The sequence below is a fragment of the Blastococcus sp. SYSU DS1024 genome (assembly GCF_054050795.1).
This window is the reverse complement of record NZ_JBJHAA010000010.1, coordinates 125306-148892: the sequence shown is the minus strand read 5'-3', so window position 1 is coordinate 148892 and position 23587 is coordinate 125306. Positions and strand designations below refer to the sequence as shown.

Sequence of the window (23587 nt, the reverse complement as noted above, 5' to 3'; positions counted from 1 at the left end):
CCCCCCCCCCCCCCCCCCCCCCCCCCCCCCCCCCCCCCCCCCCCCCCCCCCCCCCCCCCCCCCCCCCCCCCCCCGCGGCCCCGTCCCGAGCGGACGCGGGGCTGGAGGGCGGGCCCTCCGTCAGTCCTTGAGCAGGCCTTCCCGCAGCTTGGCCAGCGTCTGGCTGAGCAGCCGGGAGACGTGCATCTGGGAGATGCCGATGTCGGCGGCGATCTGCGACTGGGTCATGTTGCCGAAGAAGCGCAGGATCAGGATCCGCCGCTCCCGGGCCGGGATGGTGGCCAGCAGCGGCTGCAGCGACTCGCGGTACTCCACGCCCTCCAGCGCCGCGTCCTCCTCGCCCAGCGTCGCCGCCAGGGTGGGGGAGTCGTCCTCGCCGGACAGCCGCTCGTCCAGCGAGCTGCTCCGGTAGGCGTTGGCCACGGCGAGCCCCTCCAGCACCTCGGCGCGAGGGATGCCCAGGTGCTCGGCCAGCTCGCTGGGGGTCGGGGCCCGGCCGTTCTTCTGCGCCAGCTCGCCGACGGCGGCGTTCAGCGACAGGTGCAGCTCCTGAAGCCGGCGCGGTACGCGCACCGACCAGCCCTGGTCGCGGAAGTGCCGCTTGATCTCGCCGGTGATCGTCGGGACGGCGAACGAGAGGAACTCCACGCCGCGCGTCGGGTCGAACCGGTCGATCGCGGCGATCAGCCCGAGCGTGCCGACCTGGAGCAGGTCGTCGAAGGGCTCACCGCGGTTGCTGAACCGGCGGGCGAAGTGCCGGACCAGGGGCAGGTGCTCCTCGACGAGGATCTCGCGCAGCCGTTCCCGGCGGGGGTCGTCCTTCTCGAGGGTGGCCAGCTCGGCGAACAGCGGCGCCGTGCGTTCGGCCCGGCGCCGGTTCTCCGACAGCGGTGGTGCGTCGGGCTCGGGAGCGGCCGGCGGGTCGGGGATGCCGGGCGCGGGCTCGTCGGGGGTGTCGACCGGTTTCTCGGCGGAGGGGTCGACCGGGGTGCCGTCGGTGGCGTCCAGGGGTTCCTCCTCGACGGAGTCGGCGGCGGCCGACCTGCTCACCGGGCCACCGAGAGGTTCTCGTCGCCCACGCCGGCCGGGTGCTGTCCCGGCAGGTACTTGGCGAGGGCGATGACCGCGACCGGTGAGTCGCTGCCGTTCCCGCCCGGCACCTCGCGCTCGGTGGAGCGCCGGCCCTCGACCGAGTCGACCAGGGCGGCGAGCACCGCCCACCCGAAGCCGTCGGTGGGGACCTCCGTGCCGTCCGCGGTGGGCACCCAGGCGCTGATGTGCAGGCCGGCCCGCGTGGTCTCGAAGACGACGGTCAGCGGAGCGTCCCCCTGGACGACCGTCGACAGAGTGGCGCAGGCCTCGTCGACCGCGAGCCGGAGGTCCTCGACCGCGTCGAGGTCGTAGTCCATCCGCATCGCCAGGTCACCGGTCATGGCCCGCACCGCGGGCAGCTGGGTCGGGGTGGTGGGCACCCGGAGCTCCAGTCGCTCCGCACGCCGTCCGTCCTGCGCGAGGGGGGCCCTCGAATCGACCATCCGTCGTCCGCTCCTTCGTTCCCGGCGAACTCGACCCTCGAGCCGCGGTGGTCCTCCGTGCCGGGTGGCCCGGCCGCCGGTGGCGGCGCGGACCGGCGTCCCGGTCGGTGCACAAGGCTGCTTCCTACCCGGCCCGCGCCGGCTCCCAAACGTGGCCTGGACCACGCCGTTCGCGTACCCGGCACGCGGTTGCCGCCACCGGGACCCTGTTGTTTGCTGACCCGAGATGAGCACCGGCCCCGGCAGTCTGCCACCTCCCGACGACGGCGCCCTGGACGAGGGCTCCGCCGTGCTGCTCGCTGCCATGGAGACGTCGCCCGACGCGCTCTTCTGCCTGGCGGCCGACGCGGCCCGGCCGCTGTGGGCCAACGCCCGCGCCCGTGGCCTGGAGGCCCGGCGCGGCGGCCTGCCCGAGATCTCCGGGCGCCCGCTGGCCGACCTCGTCGAGGCCGCGGTGCGCAGCGGGCACACCGAGACCCTGAGCGGCGCGCTCGGGCCGGAGGGGCCGCTGGCCACGGCGACGGTGCGGCCCATGCCGATCGCCGGCAAGCCGGGTGCGTTCGTCGTGATCGAAGCGCTGGCGGCCGACGACGTGCACCGCGCGCAGCAGGCGCTGCTCCCGCCGTCGCTGCCCATGCTCCCCGACGTGGTCCTGTCCGGCAGCTACCACCGGGCCACCGAGCTCTCCGCGGCCGGTGGTGACTGGTACGACGCCGTGCCGCTGGGAAAGGGGCGGGTGGCCCTGGTCGTCGGCGACGCCGTGGGGCACGGGGTGGCCGCGGCCGGTGCGATGAGCCGGCTGCGCGGGGCGATGCGCTCCACGCTGCTCGGCGACCCGGAGCCGGCGGCCGTGCTCTCCGCTCTCGACGCGTTCGCCGCCCAGATGGACGACGTCGAGGGGACGTCGGTGTTCTACGGCGTCCTCGATGCCGCCACCGGGCGGCTGGTCTACAGCGCGGCCGGTCACCCGGCCCCGCTGGTGGTGCACGCCGACGGGAGCAGCACGTTCCTCGAGGTGACCGCCCGGCCCCCGCTCGGCAGCCTCCCCGGGGCGTCGGCGCCCCTGCACGAGGCGCAGCTCACCCTGGGCGCGACGCTGGTGCTCTTCTCCAACGGCGTGGTCGCGGGGCTCGACGAGCCACCCGCCGAGGCGCTCGAGCGGCTCGGCGCGGCCGCGCGCGAGGCGCTGGACGACCCGGGGGCTCTCGACGTCGAGGCCGCGGCCGGGCTGGCGGGAACGATCGCCGAGGGGGTGCGCCGGCCGCACGGCTGGCTGGACGACGTCGCCGTCCTGGTCGCCCACCGGCGGGCCACCGCGCACGAGGCCCTCCAGCTGGACCTGCTCGCCGTGCCGTCCGCGCTGCCCGGCGTGCGCCGGCGCCTCAATGCCTGGCTGACCGAGCTGGGCATGGGGGAGCAGGACCGGGTGGGCGTCATGGTCGCCGTCGGCGAGGCGTGCGCGAACGCCGCCGAGCACGCCTACCGGGGCACCGAGCCCGGGCCCATGTCGGTCACCGCCCAGGTCGACGTGGACGGCGTGCTCACGGTGAGCGTGCGGGACCAGGGCGCCTGGCGTCCGCCGGACCGCGACCCGGGTGACCGGGGGCGCGGGCTGCTGATCATGCGCCAGCTCGTGGACGGCGTGACCCTCGCGGAGGACCACGGGACGACGGTCACGCTGAGCTTCCGGCTGCGGCGGAGCCCGCACGAGGAGATCGACGCCCACCGCGTCGTCGACGGCGCGGACGTGGTGGTCGACCGCGAGGGGCCGCGCCCGGTCGTGCGGGCCCGCGGGGCCGTCGACGCCGCGGCCGCCGAGCAGCTGCGGATCCGGATGCTGGAGGCCAGTCACGGCGGCGCCACCCCGATGGAGCTCGACCTCTGCGACGTCGGCCTGTTCAGCAGCGCCGCCGTCCGCGTCGTCCTGGCCGTGGCCCGCATCGCCCGGGACGAGTCCTGGCGCCTGGTCGTCCAGGCGCCCGAGGGCGGCGTGACCCGGCACGTGCTCGAGATCAGTGGTCTGGACGGGCTGGTCGAGCTGCGCTGAGGCGTGACTCTCCGTCCCGGGGGGTTTGCGGACCGCCCGCAGTGCCCATTCCCCGCCGGTGAGACTGCGGCGCAGCGACGTGCACGGCCCCGGCTACCGACGCCGCCGCGCCGGGCGCGGCTTCGCGTACTACGACACCGACGGCGGCCTCATCAAGGACGAGCGGCTGGACCGCATCCGGGCCCTGGCCGTCCCGCCGGCCTGGAAGGACGTCTGGATCTGCCCGTGGCCCAACGGGCACATCCAGGCCACCGGGGTGGACGCCGCCGGGCGGCGGCAGTACCGGTACCACGACGCCTGGCGGGCCCGGCGAGACGCCGAGAAGCACGAGCGCGTGCTGGACATCGCCCGCCAGCTGCCCGACGTGCGCGACGCCGTGCGCGCCGGCCTGCGCAGCCGCGGCCTCAACCGCGACCGGGTGCTGGCCACCGCGATCCGCCTCCTCGACCTCGGCGCCTTCCGCGTCGGCAGCGAGCAGTACGAGGAGGAGAACGGCACCTACGGCCTGGCGACCCTCAAGCGGGCGCACGTGTCGGTGCGCGGCGAGCGGACCTTCTGCTCCTACCTCGCCAAGGGCGGCATCGAGCGCGAGGTGGAGATCACCGACCGGCCGACCGCCACCGTGGTCCGCCAGTTGCTCGAGCGCCCCGCCGACGCCGGTGAGGACCTGCTCGCGTACCAGACCGAGGACGGCGACTGGCGCGACGTGACGAGTGCGGAGATCAACGCCTACCTCAAGGAGATCAGCGGCGCGGAGATCTCGGCCAAGGACTTCCGCACCTGGACGGCGACCGTCCTCATGGCCGCCGCGCTCGCCGAGGCGCCCCCGCCGGCGTCGAAGACGGCCCGCAAGAAGGTCGTCAACGCCGCCTACAAACGGGTCAGCGAGCAGCTGGGGAACACCCCTGCCGTCTGCAAGGCCAGCTACGTCGACCCGCGTGTCGTCGACCGGTTCGAGCACGGGGAGACGGTCGCCGAGGCTCTGCGTGACGCGGACGAGGTCCTGTCGTCGGGCGGCGTGGCCGACCGGGACACGCAGAAGCTGCTGGAGGAGGCAGTCTGCCGGCTGCTCTCGGCCTGAGCACGAGAGAGGCCCCGCCGGTGACCGGCGGCGCCTTCGTCGTCGGCCTCGTCCCGAGACTCTCCCGAGCTGGCCGGGGTGAGTCTCGGGACGCGGACGTCAGCGGGCGTCGGCGATGGTGAAGAGGTCGATCAGGCCGGTCACCTCGAGCGGCCGGGTGACGGCGCGGGTCGTGGCGATCAGCCGCAGGGCGACCTCGCGACTGCGGGCGGACTTCTGCGTCTCGACGAGCACGGCGAGACCGGCCGAGCCCAGGAACTGGACACCGGACAGGTCGATCACCAGTTCACGCGGCTGCTGCTCGAGCTGGCTGTCCAGGGTCGAACGCAGCACGGGAGCGGTGAAGGTGTCCACCTCGCCGACGACCGCGACCGTGACAGCGCCGTCCTCGTCGGTGGAGGTCGAGAGCGTGATCACGTCGTCGAAGGGTGCCTCGGTGCCCTCGGTCGACACGTCGGGCTGCCCCTCGGCGGGCAGGTCGGAAGTGGTCACGGACAGTGGCTCCTCTCGGCGGAACCCGGACGACGGGCCGCCCGGACAATCTACCGCTGCACATTTCCGGGGGCCTGGGCCCCCGGCTCGCGGTGGTCGAACGTGTCGCGTGCCGGACCACCGGGTCCAGCACGTCGCGGCTACCTGCTGAACCGCTGACCCAACGTAGACAACCTGCCGCGCGCGCGCCAACCCACCCCCCGGAGGGCACCCGAAGGGAGCCGCGAGGGGTGGGGCGCTGGTGGGTGGGGGAGCGTCAGCCGTCGGTGACGTGGACGGCGGACTCCTCGGGGCCCTCACCGCCCACGGGCAGGTCCGCGGTCGCCTCGACGTCGTCGGCGGTTCGGTTGGTGCCGGAGTCGCTCTCGGGCGTGGTCGAGGTGTCCTGCTCCAGCTGCGCGTCGGACCGGGTGGGGTCCTCGGCGGGGCGGACGTCGACCGCGTCGTCGGGGAGCTCGCGCTCCAACCGGCCGGTGAGCGACTCGCCCTCGGACTGCTCGAACGCGGTGGTGCCGAAGTCGGTGGTCGCGGTGGGGCGTTCGCCCGGCAGGGGCTCGAACTGCGGATCCTCGGCGCGGTCCATGGTGGGGGAGTCGTCCTGCGCCACCTCGGGGATGCCGCCGTCCTCGGGGAAGACGTCGCGCGCGGTCTGGCCCTCGGGCTGGGTCATGCGGTGCCTCCGTTCCTGCGCGGATTGCGCGCGTGGTTCTCGCCGGCGTCGCACGGGACGCCGCGCCGGTCGGGGGACCGGTGTCGTTCCAGCGCCCTACCCGGGGGCGGTGCGGCCATGCGCCGGTGTGGGTCGCGGCACTGCACCCCACTCGCGGCATGGGAGCGCGTCCGCGGGGTAGCGGGGGGCCATGGCGATCGCAGACGAGGTCCAGCGGGTCGGGGCGCCCCTCCGCCGGTGGGCGCGCACCCAGAAGCGTGAGTACACCCAGGGCGAACCCCGGCCGCTCGGTGGCGATCTGGGCGCCATGGGCGTCTACGCGGGCCTGGTGGCCGGCGGCGCCGTGGCGGTGCGGGCGGCGGGCAAGCAGCTGCCCGAGCGGATCCCGCTCGGTGACGCCGTCCTGCTCACCATCGCCACCTTCCGGCTGGCCCGCCGCATCGCCAAGGACCCGGTGACCAGCCCGCTCCGTGCGCCGTTCGTGCGCTTCGAGGGCGCCTCGGGGCACGCCGAGGTGGCCGAGGAGGTGCGGGAGCACGGCGGCGCCAAGCACGCCGTCGGCGAGCTGCTCACCTGCCCCTTCTGCCTGGCCCAGTGGGTGGGCACGGCGTTAGTCTTCGGGTACGTGACCGCACCCCGGGCCACCCGGCTGGCCGCCCTGACGATGACGACGGTCGCGGGCTCCGACGTCCTGCAGTTCGTGTACGACTCGATCCAGAACGGGGCCCTGGCCCCGGCGGACGACGGGGCGGACGGGGAGGGCTGAGGAGCCGGCGGTCCTCCGTCGGGGGGAGCGGCCGCGTCGTTCGCCCTGCCGTGGAGGGCGCTCCGGACCTATCCTGCGATCTTGACCCGGCTCCGGGTCCGGGATGCCCGGCGGAACGGGTGCGAGGGAGGGGCGTCATGCGATCGATCTGGCGCGGCGCCGTGTCGTTCGGCCTGGTCAGCATCGGTGTGAAGCTGTACTCGGCCACCGAGGACAAGGACATCCGCTTCCACCAGGTGCACGCGGCCGACGGTGGCCGGGTGAAGTACCGGCGGGTGTGCTCGATCGACGGCGAGGAGCTCGAGTACTCGGAGATCGCCAAGGGCTACGAGCTGCCCAGCGGGGAGGTGGTGATCCTCACCGACGAGGACTTCGAGGGGCTGCCGCTCAGCACCCGGCGGGAGATCGAGGTGCTGGAGTTCGTCGACCAGTCCGAGATCGACCCGATCATGTTCGAGAAGACGTACTACCTCGAGCCCGACGGCCCCGCGGCGCGGCCCTACGTGCTGCTGCGCGACGCGCTGGAGAACGCCGGCCAGGTGGCGATCACCAAGATCGCGTTGCGGCAGCGCGAGTCGCTGGCGGCGCTGCGGGTGCGCGACGGCGTCCTGGTGCTGCACAGCATGCGGTGGCCCGACGAGATCCGGCGTCCCGACTTCGCCTTCCTCGACGAGGACATCTCGGTGCGGCCGCAGGAGCTGAAGATGGCCGAGGCCCTCATCGGCTCGATGACCACCGAGTTCGACCCCGAGGAGTTCTCCGACGACTACCGCGAGGCGATGACCGCGCTGCTGGAGGCGAAGCAGAGCGGGGGCGAGGTGGCCCAGCCGGTGGAGACCCCCGACGAGGGGGCCGCCGTCGTCGACCTGATGAGCGCGCTGCGGCGCAGCGTCGAGCGCGCCCGGGGCGGCGCGGCCGCGGACGAGGAGGCCGCGGCGCCGCCGGCGAAGAAGGCGACGTCGGCGCGCAAGGCCGCGCCCCGCAAGGCCGCCGCAGAGGAGGCCGACGCGAAGGCTCCGGCGAAGAAGGCCGCCGCGAAGAAGGCCGCGCCCAAGAAGGCGGCCGCGGCCGCCCCGGCGAAGAAGACGACCCGGGCCGCCGGTGACGACAAGCCGCCGGCCAAGCGGGCCCGCCGCAGCGCCTGAGGTGGTGGCTCCCGGGCCGGCCGATCTCCCGCTGCCGATGCTGGCCGTCGCCGGCGACCTGCCCGCCGACGACGGCGGGTGGGGCTACGAGTTCAAGTGGGACGGCGTGCGTGCTCTGGCCGCGGTGCGCGACGGGCGGTTGACCCTGGCCTCGCGCAAGGGCACGGAGATCACCGTCCGGTACCCGGAGGTCGCCCGGTTGCCCGACCCGCTCACCGGGCGGGACGCCGTCGTCGACGGGGAGATCGTCCTGCTGGACGGGCAGGGCCGCCCCGACTTCGGTGCGCTGCAGAACCGGATGCACCGCACGGGCCCGGAGGTGCCGCGGATGGCGGCCGCCGCTCCGGTCACCTACCTCGTCTTCGACCTGCTGGAGCTCGACGGGCAGGACCTCCGCGGGCGTCCGTACGCCGAGCGCCGCTCGCTCCTCGACGAGCTCGACCCGGCCGGGCGCCGCTGGGTGCTCACGCCGTGGTTCCCCGGCCGCGGCGCTGACGTGCAGGCGGCGAGCGAGGAGAACGGGCTGGAGGGGATCGTCGCCAAGCGGCTGGACTCCCCGTACCGCGACGGCGTCCGCAGCCCCGACTGGCGTAAGGTCAAGAACTTCCTCACCCAGTCGGCCGTCGTCGGCGGGTGGCGGCCCGGCCAGGGTCGGCGCGCCGGCACCATCGGTTCGCTGCTGGTGGGAGTTCCCGACGACGAGGGGCGGCTGGTCTACGTCGGGCACGTGGGCACGGGGTTCACCGACCAGGCGCTGCGCGACCTGCAGCGGCTGCTCACCCCGCGCCGCACCTCGCCCTTCGCCGGCACGCTGCCGCGCGAGGTCACCCGGGACGCCCACTGGGTGGAGCCAGACCTCGTCGGCGAGGTCGGCTACGCGGTGTGGACGGCGGAGGGGCGGCTGCGGCACCCGGTCTGGCGCGGGGTGCGCGACGACCTGGAGCCCGATGACGTGGTGAGGGAGTCGTGAGCGGAACGCCCCGCGGCAGCGGATCGTGAGCCCCGCCAGGCAGCGGGTGGAGATCGCCGGGCGGCAGCTGGCCGTCTCCAACCTGGACAAGGTCCTCTTCCCCGAGGTGGGCTTCACCAAGGCCCAGGTCATCGACTACTACGTGCGGATCGCGCCGGTGCTGCTGCCCCACGTGGCCGACCGGCCGGTGACCTTCACCCGGTGGCCCGACGGGGTGGAGGGCCCGGCGTTCTTCGAGAAGAACAGCGCGCGGCACGCCCCGGAGTGGGTGCGCCGGGTGACCTTGCCGAGCCCGGGCAGCTCGCGGGGTCGCGAGACGCTGGACATGGTGCTGCTGGCCGACGTCCCCGATCTGGCGTGGGCGGCGAACCTGGCCGCCCTGGAGGTGCACGTCCCGCAGTGGCGGGTGGACGGCGACGGGGTGGCTCAGCTGCCCGACCTGCTGGTGCTCGACCTGGACCCGGGCCCGGAGACCGGCATCACCGAGTGCTGCGAGGTGGCCGAGCGGCTCGGCGTGCGGCTGGAGGCCGACGGCCTGGACCCGGTGGTGAAGACGTCGGGCTCCAAGGGCATGCAGGTGTACGCACCGATCGAGGTCACCGACCGCGAGCAGCCCAGCCGCTACGCCAAGAAGCTCGCGCAGGAGCTGTCGGCGGAGACACCGGACGACGTCGTCTGGCGGATGGAGAAGGCGCTGCGCCCGGGCAAGGTGCTCGTCGACTGGAGCCAGAACAACCCGGCCAAGACGACGGTGGCGCCGTACTCGCTGCGGGCCCGGGCGGGGGCGACCGTCTCCACGCCGATCGGCTGGGACGAGGTGGACGCGGTGCGCGACGGCTCCCTGGACCCCGCGGCCCTGCGGTTCACCACGGAGCAGGTGCTGGCCCGTGTCGAGGAGTACGGCGACCTCTTCGACGTCGCCGGCGCCACCCGCGCCGCCCTGCCCCCGGTCTGACGCGCCGCGGTCGCCGCGCCGGGGCCCTCCCCGGAACGATCAGGTCGCCTGGTCGATCCGGGTCCTGGCTCGCTGTCGGGCGTGAGCCAGGAACCCTGATGGTCAGGTCACCCGGGTGCGGCGGTCCGCAGAGGTGCGGGTCAGCGCTCTCTCACCGCCTTGTCTTGACTCATTCAAGAAAAGGGCGTTGGATGATCGGCGATGGAGACGACCTGGACGCACCAGCTGCGGGAGGCCGGGCTGCGCGTGACGCGGCCCCGCCTGTCGGTGCTGAGCGTGCTGGCCGACCACCCCCACGCCGACGCCGACGCGATCGTGTCCGGCGCGCGGCAGCTGCACCCCTCGCTCTCCCCCCAGGCGGTCTACGGCGTGCTGAAGGCGTTCGTCTCCGCCGGGATCGCCCGCCGCATCGAGCCTGCCGGGGCTCCCGCGCTCTTCGAGCTGCGGGTGGGCGACAACCACCACCACCTGGTCTGCCGCTCGTGCGGCGCGGTCGCCGACGTGGACTGCGTCGTGGGTGCGGCCCCCTGTCTGAGCCCGTCGGACACGGCCGGCTTCGTCGTGGACGAGGCCGAGGTCGTGTTCTGGGGGCTCTGCGCCACCTGTCGGAGCCGGGACCGGGAGGTCGCGGCAGGCACCGACTCCATGCAGGTCGAACACCAGCACCACATCCGAGGAGGAACAGGAGCATGACCGACGTCGCATCGCAGGGCACGGCGCCCAGCCAGGCCGGCAAGCCGGTCCTGACCAACCGTCAGGGCCACCCGGTCTACGACAACCAGAACCAGCGGACGGTGGGCGCCCGTGGCCCCGCGACCCTGGAGAACTACCAGTTCCTCGAGAAGATCAGCCACTTCGACCGGGAGCGGATCCCCGAGCGCGTGGTGCACGCCCGCGGCGTGACCGCCTACGGCTACTTCGAGGCGGACGGCACCGTCGGTGACGAGCCGGTCAGCAAGTACACCCGCGCCAAGCTGTTCCAGGAGAAGGGCAAGCGCACCGACGTCGCGCTGCGCTTCTCCACGGTCGCCGGTGGCCGGGACTCCTCGGAGATGGCGCGCGACCCGCGCGGCTTCGCCGTGAAGTTCTACACCGAGGAGGGCAACTGGGACCTCGTCGGCAACAACCTGGGTGTCTTCTTCATCCGGGACGCCATCAAGTTCCCCGACTTCATCCACTCGCAGAAGCCGGACCCGGTCACCTTCGAGGCCAACGTCGCCGAGCGGGCGTTCGACTTCTTCAGCCAGACCCCCGAGGCGCTGCACATGGTCTCCCTGGTCTTCAGCCCCCGCGGCCTGCCGGCCAGCTACCGGACCATGCAGGGCTTCGGCGTGAACACCTACAAGTGGGTCAACGCCCAGGGTGAGACCGTCCTGGTGAAGTACCACTGGCTGCCCAAGCAGGGCGTGAAGTCGTACACCGCCGAGGACGGCGCCAAGATCCAGGCGCAGACCCTGGGTGCCCACACCAAGGACCTCTACGACTCGATCGCCAACGGCGACTACCCGTCGTGGGAGCTGCACGTGCAGCTCATGAGCGACGACGAGCACCCCGAGCTCGACTTCGACCCGCTCGACGACACCAAGGTGTGGCCGGAGGAGGTCTTCCCGCTCCGCAAGGTCGGGACGATGACCCTCAACCGGATGCCGGAGGACTTCTTCGCCGAGAACGAGCAGATCGCCTTCGGTACCGGTGTGCTCGTCGACGGCCTGGACTTCTCCGACGACAAGATGCTGGTCGGCCGGACGTTCTCCTACTCGGACACCCAGCGCTACCGGGTGGGCCCCAACTACCTGCAGCTGCCGGTGAACAAGCCGAGGGTGCCGGTGAACACCAACCAGCAGGGCGGCCCGATGTCCTACGGCCGCGACAACGTGGGCGACAACCCGCACGTCAACTACGAGCCGTCGATCACCGGCGGCCTGCGTGAGGCCACCTACCCCACGCATGACGAGCAGGGCCCGGTCATCAATGGCCGGCTCACCCGCAAGCGGATCCCGCGGACGAACGACTACAAGCAGGCCGGTGAGCGCTACCTGCTGAGCGAGCAGTGGGAGAAGGACGACCTGGTGACCAACCTGGTCGGTGCCCTCCAGCAGTGCCGCCGCGAGATCCAGGAGCGGATGGTCTGGCACTTCTACATGTGCGAGGACGAGTGGGGTCAGCGCGTCGGTGACGCGCTGGGCATCACCGCGGACGACGTCCGTGGCCTGCCGCCGCTGCAGACGCAGACCCTCACCGAGGAGGAGCAGCAGCGCGCCGCCAACCTCGGCAAGAACGGGCCGCGCGACGTGACCGGGCTGGTCATGACGCACTGCGTGCCCAACGAGCGCGTCGTCGTCGCCTGATCCCAGGCGTCGCCGGCTGACCACCGGCACACAGCACCACCGCGGCGGGCCGCGGCCGGGGTATCCCGGTCGCGGCCCGCTGCCGTACCCGAGGGGTGCGTGCCGGCGCAGGCGTTGCTCGCAGCGGCGCCCGGTACGTGGGCCTACCGTCCCACCGTGCGCATCGCCCGGGCGGTGTAGACGGCGGCGAGCAGCGCGGTGACCGCGAGCAACCACAGTCCGGGCCGGTAGTTGCCCGCCCAGCCGTAGATGAAGCCCATGACCAGCGGCGGGACGAAACCACCCAGCCCGCCTGCGGCGCCGACGATGCCGGTCACCGATCCCACGGTGCCCGCCGGGGCGGCGATGGCCACCAGCGCGAACACCGCACCGGACGCGGCCCCGAGCGCTGCGGCCATGGCCAGGAACGCGATCGTGCCGACCGGCTCGAGCGGCGGCTCGAGGGCGGAGATGGCGGCGAACACCGCCACGGTCCCGAAGCAGGCGACCAGCACCGGCACGGGGTGCAGCCGGTCGGACAGGACGCCGCCGACCGGGCGCATCAGCACGGCGAGGACCACGAAACCTGCAGTGCGCAGCGCGGCGTCGCCGGGGTCGAGGTCGAAGGCCGCCCTCAGGTAGGTCGGCAGGTAGACGCTGAATGCGACGAAGCCGCCGAAGCCCACCGCGTACAGGAACGACAGCTGGAGCGTCACCGGCAGCTTGACCGTCCGCCATGCGCGGCGGGCGGCGCTCCCGCTGGCCGGAGTGCGACCCGGGGCGTCCCGCAGGACCAGGTAGGCGACCACCGCGTAGGCCGCGAGGAGGAGCGCCACCAGGGTGAACGGGAAGGCGAGCCCGATCGCGTCCATGAGCGCCACGGTCGTGAAGGCGGAGATCGCGGTACCGCCCATGCCGGCGCCGAAGATGCCCAGCGCGGTGCCGCGCTTCGCCGGTGGGAACCACTCGTTGACCAACGGGACGCCGATGGCGAAGGTCGTGCCACCCAGGCCGAGCACGAGCCCGCCCACCAGGAGCAGGGGGTAGGAGTCGGGAGCCACGAAGCCGACGAACAGCACCGGCGCGATGGTCAGCGCACTGATCAGCGGAAACATCGTGCGTGCGCCGAACCGGTCGGTGAGCGCGCCGACAGGGATGCGGCCGACCGACCCCACCACGACAGGAACGGCCACCAGCAGCGATGTCTGCACGGCGCTGAGCGAGAGCCGGTCGGTGAAGAAGGCCCCGAGCGGGCTGATCAGCGCCCATGCCCAGAAGTTGATCGCGAAGCCGGTCGTGGCCAGAGCCAGCATGGTCCAGGCCTGCCGGGGGACCGCTCCGCCGGGCGCGGTGCCGGCGGAAGGGCTGGCAGGCCGTGCGCCGGGGGATCGAGGTGTCATCGGGCCATCCCCTTTCTGCGGACGGTCGTCGGCGGCACACCGGGACGGGCGTTCCCGGGCTCGGGGTCCGTGGACTGCGGAGGACCCGGGTGTCCGGTGCGGCTCAGCGCCGCGGGCCGCCCACCCGGTCCCAGCCACGTGGCGCCGCGCGGTTGCCGAGGTGCTGGTCGCGGCTGCGGTAGACGATGTAGGGCCGCGTGAAGTAGCCCAGCGGGGCGCTGAACACGTGCACGAGCCGGGTGAAGGGCCAGATCGCGAACAGCACGAACGCCGAGAGCGCGTGCAGCTGGAAGCCGAGCCCGGCCGCGGCCATCAGCTCCGGCTGCGGCTGGAAGTAGAAGATGCTCCGGAACCAGGGAGAGACGGTGTCGCGGTAGTCGACGCCCTCGTGGCCCAGCGCCCCGAGCACGGTGTTGCTCAGCCCGAACAGGATCGTCACCGTCAGGACCAGGTACATGAACTTGTCGTTCTTCGTGGTGGCGCTGAACACCGGCCCGACGGTGCGCCGCCGGTAGATCAGGATCGCCAGCCCGACCAGGGTGCCGAACCCCGCGATCGCGCCCACGCCGACGGCCAGGGCGTGGTAGGCCGTCTCGGACAGGCCCACCGCCTCGGTCCAGGACTTCGGGATGCCCAGGCCCATGACGTGCCCGATGAGCACGAACAGGATCCCGAAGTGGAACAGCGGGCTCCCCCAACGCAGCAGGCGACGCTCGTAGAGCTGACTGGAGCGGGTGGTCCAGCCGAACTTGTCGTACTTGTACCGCCAGTAGTGTCCGACGACGAAGACCGCCAGGCTGACGTACGGGACGATCACCCAGAGCAGGATCTCGGTGGCGCTCATCGGGACACTCCTGCGTGCGGTCCGGTCGAGGGCTGTGGCATGTACTCCGGCGGTGCGAACGGGGTGGCGCCGTAGGGGTCGAGGCCGACCTCCTCGGTCGGCGGCCCCTCATGGGCCAGCCGGAGGACCGCCTCCTTGTCCTCGGCGCGGACCGGCGGCAGCGTCGCGCAGACCGCCTGGAGGACCCAGGCGTAGGGCGACGAGCGCTCCTCCAGCGCCAGGCGGATGAGCTCCAGGCCTGCCCGGTGCTCGTGCAGCAGCCGCTCACCCCGCACGGCGTCACCGATCGCGGTGAACTCCAGGACGACGGCCAGGTGGTCGGGCAACTCGCTGTCGGTGAGGGTCATGCCCGCCCGGCCGTAGAGGTGCTTGAACTGGAGGAGCGCCATGCCGCGCTTCCGGGTGTCGCCGTAGGCGTAGTAGGTCAGGTACAGCGAGCATCGGCGCCGCAGGTCGAAGGTCTCGACGTAGGCCGCCTGCTGCTCGGTCAGCGGCGTGGTCTCCAGGTGGTCGAGGAACCGGCCGAGGGGCCCGGCGCACTCCGCCGGGAGCGGCGCCACCGCAGCCCTCAGCAACGGGAGCCGGCCGATCAGTTCCTCGTCGGGATATCCGATCAGCAGGGACGCCGCCTGACGCGCGGTGGCGATCTCGGCCGGCGTGGCCCCGCCGCCGGGACGCAACCTCACGGCTTGGGCTCCGTGACGCTCGGCGAGTCGGGCCCGACCCCTCCGCCGTCCGGCCCGTGCCGTGCGTCGTCGTCCCGGGGTGGGAAGAGCCCCTCGGGGGCGCCCTTGCCGTCCCAGTTGAGCAGGTTGACCCGCTGCTCCTTCGTCGGTGGCGCCGACAGCGTGTCGGTGGTCTGCCGGGCCGCGAGCATGTGGAAGTTCTCCACGGCGATCGGCGTCGACCCGCCCGACATCTCGCCGAACGGGCCCCAGCCGCCCATGCCCGGGCCCTCGTCGTAGTCCAGCGAGCAGCCGCTGTCGAACTCCTCCCGGCCGGGCCCCTGCTCCGCGTGCGCCAGCGGGATCACGTACCGCTCGTCGTACTTGGCGATCGCGAGCAGCCGGTGCATGTCCTCGATGTCCCGGCCGGTCATGCCGACCGCGGTGGCGATCGACTCGTCGGCCGGCCGGCCGAGGTTGAGGTCACGCATGTAGGCGCGCATCGCCCCGAGCTTGCGCAGCACGCCGCTGACGAGGTCGGTGTCCCCCGCGGTGAACAGCTCGGCGAGGTACTCCACCGGGATCCGCAGCGACTCGATCGCCCCGAAGATGTTGCCGGCGTCCTCCCCGTCGTGCCCGGTCTCGGTGAGGGCGTCCACCACGGGTGACAGCGGCGGGATGTACCAGACCATCGGCATGGTCCGGTACTCCGGGTGCAGCGGCAGCGCCACCTCGAACCTGGTGATCAGCGAGTGGATCGGAGAGCGCTGCGCCGCGTCGATCCAGTCCCGCGAGATGCCGGCCTGCTCGGCGGCACGGACGACCTGCGGATCGTGCGGATCGAGGATGATCGACTTCTGCGCCTCGTAGAGATCCCGGTCGTCCGGCGTCGATGCGGCCTCGAGCACCCGGTCGGCGTCGTACAGGACGATGCCGATGTAGCGCAGGCGGCCCACGCAGGTCTCCGAGCAGACCGTCGGGATCCCGACCTCCACCCGTGGGAAGCAGAACGTGCACTTCTCGGCCTTGCCGGTGCGGTGGTTGAAGTAGACCTTCTTGTACGGGCAGCCGGTGACGCACTGGCGCCAGCCGCGGCAGCGGTCCTGGTCGACCAGGACGATCCCGTCCTCCTCCCGCTTGTAGATGGCGCCGGACGGGCAGGAGGCCGCGCAGGACGGATTAATGCAGTGCTCGCAGATCCGCGGGAGGTAGAACATGTAGGTCTGCTCGAACTTCTCCTTGATCTCCGCCGAGATCTTCTTCAGGACCGGGTCGTCCTGGGTGAGTTCCGGGGCGCCACCGAGGTTGTCGTCCCAGTTCGCGCTCCACTCGATGTTCATCGGCTTGTCCGACAGCAGCGAGCGGGGCCGGGCGACCGGCGTGTGGTCCTGCACCGGAGCGTTGGTCAAGGTCTCGTAGTCGTAGGTCCAGGGCTCGTAGTAGTCGTCGATAGACGGCTGGACCGGGCTGGAGAAGATCTGCAGCAGGCGCTTGAGCCGGCTCCCGGTGCGCAGCGTGAGCCGGCCGTTGCGGCCGACCTGCCAGCCGCCCCGCCACCTCTCCTGGTCCTCGTAGGTGCGCGGATAGCCCTGTCCCGGCCGGGTCTCGACGTTGTTGAACCAGACGTACTCGACACCGGTGCGGTTGGTCCACGCCTGCTTGCAGGTCACCGAGCAGGTGTGGCAGCCGATGCACTTGTCGAGGTTCATCACCATGCCCATCTGGGCCATGACGCGCATCAGTAGGTCACCTCCTGGCTGCGGCGGCGGATCACGGTCACTTCGTCGCGCTGGTTCCCCGTCGGCCCGAGGTAGTTGAAGGCGAAGGACAGCTGCGCGTAGCCGCCGATCAGGTGGGTGGGCTTCAGGAACAGCCGGGTCAGCGAGTTGTGGATGCCGCCCCGCTTGCCGGAGGTCTCGGTGAGCGGGACGTCGATGAGCCGGTCCTGCGCGTGGTGCATGTAGACGGTGCCCTCCGGCATCCGTGAGGAGACGATCGCCCGGGCCACCACGACGCCGTTGCGGTTGACCGCCTCGATCCAGTCGTTGTCCCGCACTCCCACCTTGGCGGCGTCCTGGGTGCTCATCCAGATCGTCTGCCCGCCGCGGGACAGCGACAGCATGAACAGGTTGTCCTGGTACTCCGAGTGGATGGACCACTTGTTGTGCGGGGTCAGGTAGCGGACGGTGATGCCCAGCTCCCCGGTGTCACCGACGTGCGGCTCGCCGAACAGGGTGTGCATGTCCAGCGGTGGCCGGAACACGGGCAGGTTCTCGCCCGCCTCGGTCATCCAGTCGTGGTCGACGAAGAAGTGCATGCGGCCGGTGAGCGTGTGCCACGGCTTGAGTCGCTCGACGTTGATCGTGAACGGTGAGTAGCGCCGCCCGCCGTGCTCGCTGCCCGACCACTCGGGCGAGGTGATCACCGGCGTCGGCCGCGCCTGGGTGTCGCTGAAGGTGACCAGCTTGCCCTCGTGCTCCTCGGCCAGGTCGGCCATCCGGGTGCCGGTGCGCTCCTCGGCGAACCGGAAGCCCTGCGTCGCCAGGCGGCCGTTCGTGGTCCCGGAGAGGGCCAGGATGGCCTCGCACCAGTGCACGTCGCGGGCGAGGGCCGGCCGGCCCGCGGCGGCGCCGTCCCGGATCACGCCGTTCTTGTGCCGGAGGTACTCGACCTCCTTGTCGGGCATCGTCGTGACGCCCTTGGTCTGCAGCCCGAGCTCCTCGACCAGCGGGCCCAGCGCGGACCACTTCTGGGCGACCGCCCCGTAGTCCCGCTCGTGGACGGCGAACTTCGGCATCGTCTTCCCGGGCACCGGGTCGCACTCACCGGACTTCCAGTCGCGCACCACCCCGCGCGGGTTGGCCAGTTCGTCGGGGGTGTCGTGCAGCAGGGGCAGCGCCATCAGGTCCTTGCGGACGCCGAGGTGGTTCGCGGCCAGCCGGCTGAACGCCTTCGCGATCGTGCCGAACGCGTCGAAGTCGGTACGGGTCTCCCACGGCGGCGCGATGGCCGGGTTGAACGAGTGCACGTACGGGTGCATGTCCGTGGTGTTCAGGTCGTGCTTCTCGTACCAGGTGGCGGCCGGCAGGGTGATGTCGGAGTAGATCGTCGTGCTGGTCATCCGAAAGTCCAGGGCGAGCAGCAGGTCCAACTTCCCGGTGGGTGCCTCGTCGCGCCAGACCACGTCCCGGGGGCGGGTCCCGGGCGGCGCCTCCTCGGCGCGCACGGCCGAATCGGTGCCGAGCAGGTGCTTGAGGAAGTACTCGTTGCCCTTGGCCGACGAGCCCAGGAGGTTGGCCCGCCAGATCGTGAGCACCCGGGGGAAGTTCTCGGGCGCGTCGGGGTCCTCGGCGGCGAAGCGCAGGCTGCCGTCCCGGAGGCCGTCGATGACGTGCTCGCCCGGTTCCTTGCCGGCGGCGGCGGCCTCGTCGGCGAGATCGAGCGGGTTGCGGTTGAACGTCGGGTACGAGGGCATCCAGCCCATCCGCGCGGACTGCGCGAGGACGTCGGCCGGCGTCTTGCCGGCGAACCGGCCCTGGCCCAGCGGTGAGGCGAAACCGTCGAGGGTCGTGCGGTCGTAGCGCCACTGGTCGGTGTGCAGGTACCAGTAGGCGGTCTGGATCATCTGCCGTGGCGGGCGGGCCCAGTCCAGCGCCGACGCGAGCGTCATCCAGCCGGTCACCGGCCGGCACTTCTCCTGGCCGACGTAGTGGGCCCAGCCGCCGCCGTTCACGCCCTGGCAGCCGGTGAGCGTGGTCAGGGTCAGGAACGCGCGGTAGATCGTGTCGGAGTGGAACCAGTGGTTGGTCCCCGCGCCCATGATGATCATGGACCGGCCCCCGGAGTCCTGGGCGTTCTGCGCGAACTCCCGACCGATCCGCGCCGCGGCCGCCGCGGGCACGCCGGTGAACTGCTCCTGCCAGGCCGGCGTGTACGGCTGCGTTGCGTCGTCGACACCGGTGGGCCACTCCCCGGGCAGCCCATGGCGTCCGACGCCGAACTGGGCCAGCAGCAGGTCGTACACCGTCGTCACCAGGTGCTTGCCGATCCGGCGGACCGGGACGCCGCGGCGCATGGTGGTGCCCTCGCCGCGCGGGGTGTCGAACCGCGCGAGGTCCACCGGTGTGGTCTCGGCCCCCTCGGCGTAGAGGCTCAGGAGCGGGTCGACGTCGCCGAGGTCGAGGTTCCACCGGCCCTTGCCGGCCTCGCCGAAGCGGAAGCCCAGCGACCCGTTCGGCACGTGCGGCTGGTCGGTCGCGGAATCGACCAGCACGGTCTTGAACTCCGCGCCCTCCTGCACGTCACCCAGGTCGGCGGCGGTGAGGAACTTGCCGGGCACGTACCCGTCGCCGCGCGGCGTCAGGGTCAGCAGGAACGGCAGGTCGGAGTACCGCTTCACGTATTCCTGGAACCGGGGCACCTGCCGGTCGATGAAGAACTCCTTGAGGACGACGTGGCCCATCGCCATCGCCAGCGCGCCGTCGGTGCCCGGATGCGGGGCGAGCCAGTCGTCGGCGAACTTGGTCGCGTCGGAGTAGTCGGGGCTCATGACAACGACCTTCTGGCCCCGGTACCGGGCCTCGGTCATCCAGTGCGCGTCCGGCGTGCGGGTCACCGGGACGTTCGATCCCCAGAGGATCAGGTAGGAGGCGTCCCACCAGTCGCCCGACTCGGGCACGTCGGTCTGGTCGCCGAACACCTGGGGCGAGGCCACCGGTAGATCGGCGTACCAGTCGTAGAACGAGAGCATCGGGGCGCCGATGAGCGACATGAACCGGGCGCCGGCGGCGTGCGACACCATCGACATCGCGGGGATCGGGGAGAACCCCGCGATCCGGTCGGGCCCGTACTTCTTGATCGTGTGCACGTGGGCGGCGGCGATCATCTCGGTCGCCTCGTCCCAGGACGCCCGCACCAGACCGCCCTTGCCCCGCTGCGACTTGTAGGTGCGCGCCTTCTCCGGGTCGTCGACGACGTCGGCCCAGGCCAGCACCGGGTCGCCTACGCGTGCCTTCGCCTCGCGGTACATCTGCAGCAGCGAGCCGCGGACGTAGGGGTAGCGCACCCGGGTGGGGGAGTAGGTGTACCAGGAGAAGGCGGCCCCCCGCGGGCAACCGCGCGGCTCGTACTCGGGGCGGTCCGGGCCGGTCGACGGGTAGTCGGTCTGCTGGGCCTCCCAGGTGATGATCCCGTCCTTGACGTAGACCTTCCAGGAGCAGGAGCCGGTGCAGTTCACCCCGTGCGTCGACCGGACGACCTTGTCGTGGGACCAGCGGTCCCGGTAGAAGCTGTCGGCGTCCCGGCCGCCGATCTGGTGCAGGGAACGCTTGTCGACGCTGACCTCGCCCTTGCGGAAGAAGCGGGAGGTGCCGACGAGCGCCTCCGAGATCCCGCTGTCGAAACCCCCGCTCCTGGTGGCCCGTCCGTCCTCGCGTGCAGTGGTCACGTCTCTCCCCGCGGTCGACCGTCCGTGCGCACCGTCGCCCGGCTCACGCCGGGAACTCGACGGAACGGTTCCTTCGTACGGGATCTGGCGGAGGGTGAGCAGGGACGAAGGTCCTGGGTCGACGGACCGGTCGACCGGGGTGCGCCACCGGCCGCGCTGCTACGTTCGGGCGCACCTCACCGCCCCGCCCGAGCCGGAGGAATAAGCGTGACAGCGTCCCGGTCGTCCGAGCCCGCACGCCCGTCCGATCTCGCCGAACTCGCCGATGAGCTGCTCGGGCGAGCCGCTGCCGAGCAGTCCCGCCGTGCGGCCCGGACGCTGCCCCATCCCGTCGAGGGCCTGCGGCAGACGGTCATCGCACTGAGCGGCGGGGCCTCGCTCAACGAGCACGAGAGCCCCGGCCCAGCCAGCCTGCTGGTGCTGCGCGGCCGGGTTCGGCTGGCCGCCGGGGACGACACGATCGAGCTCACCGCGCAGCAGATCAGCCCGATCCCCGATCGGCGGCACAGCCTGCACGCCGACGAGGACTCGGTCGTCCTGCTCAGCGTCGCGCACGCGCGCTGACGCACCGGCCGGTGGGCGATCCCTCCGGCCGGTGGGCGATCCCTCCGGCCGGTGCCTCGTCCCGCGGGCTACAGGGCGTGGTGCCCGACGCCGGGCGCCGGCTCGGCGAGGAGATCGGCCTGCCACAGGTCGGGACCGAACACCTCGTACTGGATGTCCTTCGGCGGCACGCCCCGGTTGATGAGAGAGCTGCGCACCGCCTTCATGAACGGCAGCGGGCCGCAGAGGTAGTAGACGGCGCCCTCGGGCAGGGGAACCTCCGCCGGATCCATCTGCCCGGCGTGCACACCGTCGACCGGGAGGCTGCACTCGGCGCCCTTCTCGAACCACACGTGCAGCGATCCGCCGGGCAGCGCCCGGACGTCGTCCAGGACCTGCCGGCGCAGCGCCCAGGAGGACTCGTCGAGGTCGGCGTGCAGCACCGTCACGTCCAGGTGCGAGCCCGCCGTGACCAGGTGCGACAGCATGCCCGCCATCGGGGTGACCCCGATGCCGGCGCTGGCGAACACCACCGGTCGGCCGGAGTCGTCGAGGACGACGTCGCCGAAGGGCAGCGACATGGTGATCCGGTCGCCGACGCCGATGTGCTCGGTGAGGAGCGTGGAGACCTCGCCCTCGGGCTTGCCGTTGCCTCGCACGTGCTTGACCGAGAACTGACGGTGCTCGCCGTCGTCGGCGCACGTGAGGCTGTACTGCCGCGGCTGGTGCACTCCGTCGGCCATCGGCAGCTTCACCGTCACGTACTGTCCGGGCAGGGACGTCTTCACCAGGCGGTCGTCGACCCGCTTGACCCGGAAGGTGACGACGTCGTCGGTCTCCCGGCTCTTCTCGATGACCTCCCACTCCCGCCAGACGGTCTCCGGTCGCACACCCCGGGCGCTGTACAGCCCGCGCTCCTGGTTGATCAGGGCATAGGCCATCAGCCAGTAGACCTCGTCCCACGCGGCGGCCACCTCCGGCGTGACCGCGTCACCGAGCACGTCCGCGATCGCCCAGAACAGGTTGTCGTGGACGACGTCGTACTGCGCCGGCGTGATGCCCAGCGAGGCGTGCTTGTGCGCGATCCGGCTCAGCAGGTGCTCGGGCACCTGCTCCGGGTCGTTGACCAGCGTGCTGGCGAACGCGGCCACCGAGCCCGCCAGGGCGACCTGCTGGGTGCCCTCCGCCTGGTTGCCCCGGTTGAAGATCCCGTCGAGCAGCTCGGGGTGTTCGCCGAACATGTGCGCGTAGAAGCGCTTCGCGATCTCCTCGATGTTCTCGACGACCACCGGCAGGGTGGCTTCGATGACGGGGCGCGAACGGTCGGACAGCACGGTCACTCCTTGATCGGTGGTTCTCGGCGGGGTCGCCCGAGCGGCCTCCACGGCGTGCCCACGGAGTGCGTGGAACGGGCGTCCACCGCGGCAGGGGCCGTCGGCAGTGCGCGTCGCAGACGCTCACGTGCTCCCGGCACGGGCGCCGGGGATCCCCCATCGGGGCCGCGGCGCTCGAGGTGTGGCGGGCGTCAGGTCCCGGCAGTTGCATTGATCACGCATCGACGTCGCTCCCGGGTTCCCCGAGCCGCGCCGGGACACCCCCAGTGAGCCCGATGCCGGGGGCCGGGGGGCAGGGACGAACGTCCCGGAGGTGGCGACGTCGGTCCCTGCTCACCGATCGCCCGACCCGCGACCGCCGGCGCGACGTCAGTCGTGCTTGCGGTCCTGGTCGGCGAGGAACCGCTCGAACTCCGCGCCGATCTCCTCGGCGCTGGGCACCTCGCCGGTGCCGCCCAGCAGGTCGGTGCCCTCGCGGGCGGCGGTGAACGAGTCGTACTGCTGCTCCAGAGCGGCGACGACGGCCACGTTGTCCGCCGAGCGGGCGATCTGCGCGTCGACCTCCGAGCGGTGCAGCTCGGCGGCCTCCCGCAGCGACTCGGTGGGCAGGCGCAGCCCGGTCAGCTGCTCCAGGTGCTCCAGCAGCGTGAGCGAGGCGGCGGGGTAGGTGGCCTGGGCGAGGTAGTGGGGGACGTGTGCGGCCACGCCGAAGGCGTCGACCCCGGCCTCGCCCATCCGCAGCTCCAGCAGGGCCGAGACGCTGCCGGGGATGCGCATCTCGCCCCAGTACACCGGATAGGACTCGATCAGCTGCCGCCGCGTGGCGTGGGCGGTGACGGTGACCGGCCGCGTGTGCGGCACCGGCATCGGGATCGCCTGCAGCGCGGCGACGGAGGTGATGCCGAGCCGCTCGACGAGGCCGCCGACCGCTGCCACGAACCGCTCCCAGGCGTAGTCGGGCTCGGCGCCGTGCAGGAGCAGGAACGGCTCACCGGCATCGTCCTCGACGGCGTAGAGCGCGATCTCCGGGGCGGTGAAGCCCTCGTACCGGTCGGCGTTGAAGGTCATGCGGGGACGGCGGGCCCGGTAGTCGATCAGGCTGTCGGCGTCGAAGCGGGCGATCACCTCGTGCGGCAGCGCGGCGAGCAGGTGCGCGCCGGCGAGCGTGCCCGCCGACGCGGCGTCGAAGTCGCCGGCGAGGTCGTGCACCAGCACGAGGCCACGGCGCTCGGCCGGGTCGTCGACGGCCGCCTCGCGGGTGAGGAACGGCTCCGCCGCGGGGAGCAGCTCGACCAGGTCTTCCGGTCGCTGGGCCACGGGGGCACCTCCTGTCGGGTCGTCCGGCGCGACGCGGGGTTGTGCTCGTC

20 protein-coding genes are annotated in these 23587 nt (G+C 72.4%); 9 read left to right on the top strand and 11 right to left on the bottom strand.

The features are described from left to right. Positions 1 to 120: 120 nt before the first annotated feature. On the bottom strand, positions 121 to 1050 hold the full coding sequence (locus ACI79S_RS11600) for an RNA polymerase sigma factor SigF (protein WP_456593583.1): 930 nt from the start codon (positions 1048 to 1050) through the stop codon (positions 121 to 123). Further along, positions 1047 to 1472, bottom strand: a complete 426-nt coding sequence (locus ACI79S_RS11595; protein ID WP_456593582.1) for an ATP-binding protein — start codon at positions 1470 to 1472, stop codon at positions 1047 to 1049. Before ACI79S_RS11595 ends, ACI79S_RS11600 begins: the two co-directional genes overlap by 4 nt. Before the next feature lie 289 nt (positions 1473 to 1761). On the opposite strand from ACI79S_RS11595, the gene ACI79S_RS11590 reads away from it, so the two are divergent. After that, complete coding sequence (locus tag ACI79S_RS11590; RefSeq protein WP_456593581.1) at positions 1762 to 3582, top strand: ATP-binding SpoIIE family protein phosphatase; 1821 nt, start codon at positions 1762 to 1764, stop codon at positions 3580 to 3582. Positions 3583 to 3640: 58 nt separating this feature from the next. After that, the gene (locus tag ACI79S_RS11585) at positions 3641 to 4663 is read left to right on the top strand and encodes a DNA topoisomerase IB (protein ID WP_456593580.1); all 1023 of its coding nucleotides are present in this window, start codon (positions 3641 to 3643) and stop codon (positions 4661 to 4663) included. A gap of 99 nt (positions 4664 to 4762) precedes the next feature. On the opposite strand, the gene ACI79S_RS11580 is transcribed toward ACI79S_RS11585, so the two are convergent. Together ACI79S_RS11580 and ACI79S_RS11575 are read right to left on the bottom strand one after the other, a co-directional pair. Then, entirely contained in the window at positions 4763 to 5155 is a 393-nt protein-coding gene (locus tag ACI79S_RS11580) for an STAS domain-containing protein (RefSeq protein WP_456593579.1), read from the bottom strand. A gap of 256 nt (positions 5156 to 5411) precedes the next feature. Continuing rightward, the gene (locus ACI79S_RS11575) at positions 5412 to 5825 is read right to left on the bottom strand and encodes a hypothetical protein (RefSeq protein ID WP_456593578.1); all 414 of its coding nucleotides are present in this window, start codon (positions 5823 to 5825) and stop codon (positions 5412 to 5414) included. 190 nt (positions 5826 to 6015) lie between these two features. Here ACI79S_RS11575 and ACI79S_RS11570 point away from each other — a divergent pair, with 190 nt between their 5' ends. The 6 genes from ACI79S_RS11570 to ACI79S_RS11545 all read left to right on the top strand — a co-directional run bounded on the left by ACI79S_RS11570 (position 6016) and on the right by ACI79S_RS11545 (position 12009). Further along, on the top strand, positions 6016 to 6591 hold the full coding sequence (locus tag ACI79S_RS11570; RefSeq protein WP_456593577.1) for a DUF1360 domain-containing protein: 576 nt from the start codon (positions 6016 to 6018) through the stop codon (positions 6589 to 6591). Positions 6592 to 6728: 137 nt separating this feature from the next. Next, complete coding sequence (gene ku, locus ACI79S_RS11565; protein ID WP_456593576.1) at positions 6729 to 7736, top strand: non-homologous end joining protein Ku; 1008 nt, start codon at positions 6729 to 6731, stop codon at positions 7734 to 7736. Positions 7737 to 7740: 4 nt separating this feature from the next. Then, entirely contained in the window at positions 7741 to 8706 is a 966-nt protein-coding gene (ligD, locus tag ACI79S_RS11560; protein ID WP_456593575.1) for a non-homologous end-joining DNA ligase, read from the top strand. Positions 8707 to 8731: 25 nt separating this feature from the next. Then, complete coding sequence (ligD, locus tag ACI79S_RS11555; RefSeq protein ID WP_456593574.1) at positions 8732 to 9661, top strand: non-homologous end-joining DNA ligase; 930 nt, start codon at positions 8732 to 8734, stop codon at positions 9659 to 9661. Between the two features lie 201 nt (positions 9662 to 9862). Next, entirely contained in the window at positions 9863 to 10354 is a 492-nt protein-coding gene (locus ACI79S_RS11550; RefSeq protein WP_456593573.1) for a Fur family transcriptional regulator, read from the top strand. Further along, the gene (locus tag ACI79S_RS11545; protein WP_456593572.1) at positions 10351 to 12009 is read left to right on the top strand and encodes a catalase; all 1659 of its coding nucleotides are present in this window, start codon (positions 10351 to 10353) and stop codon (positions 12007 to 12009) included. The genes ACI79S_RS11550 and ACI79S_RS11545 overlap by 4 nt, the downstream gene beginning before the upstream one ends. A 143-nt stretch (positions 12010 to 12152) precedes the next feature. Here ACI79S_RS11545 and ACI79S_RS11540 read toward each other — a convergent pair whose 3' ends face one another. From ACI79S_RS11540 to ACI79S_RS11520, 5 genes are all read right to left on the bottom strand, one after another. Beyond that, positions 12153 to 13301: an MFS transporter gene (locus ACI79S_RS11540; RefSeq protein ID WP_456593571.1), complete on the bottom strand. Its 1149-nt coding sequence runs from the start codon at positions 13299 to 13301 to the stop codon at positions 12153 to 12155. Positions 13302 to 13491: 190 nt separating this feature from the next. Further along, complete coding sequence (gene narI / locus ACI79S_RS11535) at positions 13492 to 14232, bottom strand: respiratory nitrate reductase subunit gamma (RefSeq protein ID WP_456593570.1); 741 nt, start codon at positions 14230 to 14232, stop codon at positions 13492 to 13494. Next, entirely contained in the window at positions 14229 to 14918 is a 690-nt protein-coding gene (gene narJ / locus ACI79S_RS11530; RefSeq protein WP_456593569.1) for a nitrate reductase molybdenum cofactor assembly chaperone, read from the bottom strand. Before narJ ends, narI begins: the two co-directional genes overlap by 4 nt. Beyond that, positions 14915 to 16636, bottom strand: coding sequence for a nitrate reductase subunit beta (narH, locus tag ACI79S_RS11525; protein WP_456593568.1), 1722 nt, complete (start codon positions 16634 to 16636; stop codon positions 14915 to 14917). The genes narJ and narH overlap by 4 nt, the downstream gene beginning before the upstream one ends. Then, the gene (locus ACI79S_RS11520) at positions 16636 to 20343 is read right to left on the bottom strand and encodes a nitrate reductase subunit alpha (protein WP_456593567.1); all 3708 of its coding nucleotides are present in this window, start codon (positions 20341 to 20343) and stop codon (positions 16636 to 16638) included. The genes narH and ACI79S_RS11520 overlap by 1 nt, the downstream gene beginning before the upstream one ends. Positions 20344 to 20550: 207 nt before the next feature. Here ACI79S_RS11520 and ACI79S_RS11515 point away from each other — a divergent pair, with 207 nt between their 5' ends. Continuing rightward, positions 20551 to 20907 carry a LuxR family transcriptional regulator gene (locus ACI79S_RS11515; protein ID WP_456593566.1) on the top strand — a complete coding sequence of 119 codons (357 nt, stop codon included), beginning with the start codon at positions 20551 to 20553 and terminating at the stop codon, positions 20905 to 20907. Positions 20908 to 20975: 68 nt separating this feature from the next. Here the strand turns inward: ACI79S_RS11515 and ACI79S_RS11510 are convergent, their stop codons facing one another. Then, complete coding sequence (locus tag ACI79S_RS11510) at positions 20976 to 22220, bottom strand: globin domain-containing protein (protein ID WP_456593565.1); 1245 nt, start codon at positions 22218 to 22220, stop codon at positions 20976 to 20978. 369 nt (positions 22221 to 22589) lie between these two features. Next, complete coding sequence (locus ACI79S_RS11505) at positions 22590 to 23537, bottom strand: proteasome assembly chaperone family protein (protein ID WP_456593564.1); 948 nt, start codon at positions 23535 to 23537, stop codon at positions 22590 to 22592. Positions 23538 to 23587 lie beyond the last annotated feature (50 nt).

Coding starts and splice junctions, on each gene's coding strand:
- ACI79S_RS11590 (WP_456593581.1), top strand. CDS start 1,762: ATGAGCACCGGCCCCGGCAGTCTGCCACCTCCCGACGACGGCGCCCTG.
- ACI79S_RS11540 (WP_456593571.1), bottom strand. CDS start 13,301: ATGCTGGCTCTGGCCACGACCGGCTTCGCGATCAACTTCTGGGCATGG.
- ACI79S_RS11570 (WP_456593577.1), top strand. CDS start 6,016: ATGGCGATCGCAGACGAGGTCCAGCGGGTCGGGGCGCCCCTCCGCCGG.
- ACI79S_RS11550 (WP_456593573.1), top strand. CDS start 9,863: ATGGAGACGACCTGGACGCACCAGCTGCGGGAGGCCGGGCTGCGCGTG.
- narH (WP_456593568.1), bottom strand. CDS start 16,636: ATGCGCGTCATGGCCCAGATGGGCATGGTGATGAACCTCGACAAGTGC.
- ku (WP_456593576.1), top strand. CDS start 6,729: ATGCGATCGATCTGGCGCGGCGCCGTGTCGTTCGGCCTGGTCAGCATC.
- ACI79S_RS11575 (WP_456593578.1), bottom strand. CDS start 5,825: ATGACCCAGCCCGAGGGCCAGACCGCGCGCGACGTCTTCCCCGAGGAC.
- narI (WP_456593570.1), bottom strand. CDS start 14,232: ATGAGCGCCACCGAGATCCTGCTCTGGGTGATCGTCCCGTACGTCAGC.
- ACI79S_RS11545 (WP_456593572.1), top strand. CDS start 10,351: ATGACCGACGTCGCATCGCAGGGCACGGCGCCCAGCCAGGCCGGCAAG.